A 1816-nucleotide genomic window follows, 5' to 3' on the forward strand; every position below is an offset into this window, starting at 1 on the left:
TCGATCGACTGCGAGTAGCCCGTGCCGGGATCGAAGGCCAGCAGCGTGCCGTTGACATGCGTCACCGTCGCGCCGTCAGCGCCAGCAACGAAGTCCAGTGTTCCCGTCACCACCGGAGCACCTTCCGCAACCGCCTGCGAGGCTTCATTCGCTGCCGCCGGCACATCGTCGACTATTTTGACGGAGAGCGTGGCGTTGGCGCTCTGCAGATCCTGGTCGGTCAACGTGACGGTGAAGTTCTCGAACAGGTCGTTGGTGCCCTGGACGGCGGCATGCGCCTCATTGTCGAGCAGCGTATAGATGTAGCTCACCTGGCCGGTAGCGGCATTGTAAGCCGTCACATTGAGCGTGTTGCCAAATGCGGTGGTGAAGGAGCCCGCCGTGAACACGCCATTGGTAATGAAGGCGTTGCCGTCGATCGCCAGTGAGTTGATGCCGTCGGGAGAGGAGACGGTGAAGGTGCCGGCGCCGGTCTCGGCCGTGCTTGCCGGATCGGACCCAGGCCCGCCCGGCGTGCCGATATTCAACGCCGCCTCGTTGACGACGACGTCGCCGCCGATGGCCTCCGGCGTCAGGTCGGTGATCACAGGCGTCGAGTTGCCGATCGAAATCGTCAGCGTGGTGTGCGAGGTGTCGCCGTCGCCGTCCTTGATCGTGTAGGTGAAGACATCGTTGACGCCGCCGGGCGTGCCGGCAGCGCGCACATAGCTGTAGGAGCCGTCCGCCAGCAGTGTCAGCGTGCCGTAGCTGCCCTGGATCGGCGCGTTCAGCGTGGCCGCATTGTCGACATCGGTGTTGGTGTTGCCGGCCTGCACGCCAACCACAGTTGCGCCATCGGCGCCCTTGGTGTCGGCAACCCCGTCCGTCGCGTTGGCGTCGCCGGCATCTGTTCCGCCAACCAGTACATTGCCTGTCGCCGGGCCAAACTGGCCGGCCGCGATGCTGTCGGTATCGGCAACCGCCGTCGGCACGTCATCGACGATGGCGACGGCAAAGGTGGTGCTGGCCGAATCGCCGTCAACGTCCGTGACTGTGATGCTGAAATTGTCCGGAACCGTGTCGTTGGGATCGAATCCGTTCGTCTGATTGGGATGAGCGACTGATTCGGTCACCGTGTAGTTGTATTCGATGGCACCGGTGCTCGGATTGAAGGAGACGATCGTCAGGAAGCCGAAATCGCCCGGGATCTGCTGGCCGACGCCGGTGACGGTGACGCCGTTGATGACGATCGAGCCAATTCCATCCGGCGCGTCGATGCTGATCGTTCCGATGCCGGAGGTCTCGGCGTTGCTTGGCGCGTCGCTGCCGGGAGATTGTGTCTGGCCGCCATTGAGGCCGGTTTCACTGGCCGCTTCGGTCGGGGCAAGCAAGGACGTGGCCGTCACTGAAACCTGCCTGTCGACGATGGACGGGAACAGTTCGCGCCGCTCCAGGAGTCCGAACTGCAAGGCAGTCGGCGGCAGCAGTGCCGACAGGTCGAACCCGTCGCCGATACCGCCGGGGGGAACCGAGAAATCTCCGCCTGCGCTTGAATTCGAACCGCCAGGACCGGCCGACATGGAACCGTCGGCGCCGAAGGCGACATCGACATGGCTGGCTTCCAGCGCTGCCAGCAGCGCAACGCGCGGCACCTCGACGTCGCCGATGATGAAGGTCGGCACGTTGAGGGCGCCGTCCTTGATCACGATCACCGAGCCGTCGGCCTGTTCGAGCAGAAGGTTTTGGCCGTCGACCTTGATGTTGTCGATGGAAGCGTTGGCCGGAAGCCTCACCACATGGCTGGCGTCGGCTACATATTCGGGCGGCGCGGCTGCCG

1 pseudogene is annotated in these 1816 nt (G+C 64.2%); it reads right to left on the bottom strand.

From position 1 onward, the window contains the following. Nucleotides 1–1816, bottom strand: a pseudogene (locus EN964_RS37965) (hypothetical protein); the annotation flags it as partial.

It is taken from the genome of Mesorhizobium sp. M7A.F.Ca.CA.001.10.2.1, from assembly GCF_003998575.1.
In the GTDB taxonomy this organism is placed as follows: domain Bacteria; phylum Pseudomonadota; class Alphaproteobacteria; order Rhizobiales; family Rhizobiaceae; genus Mesorhizobium.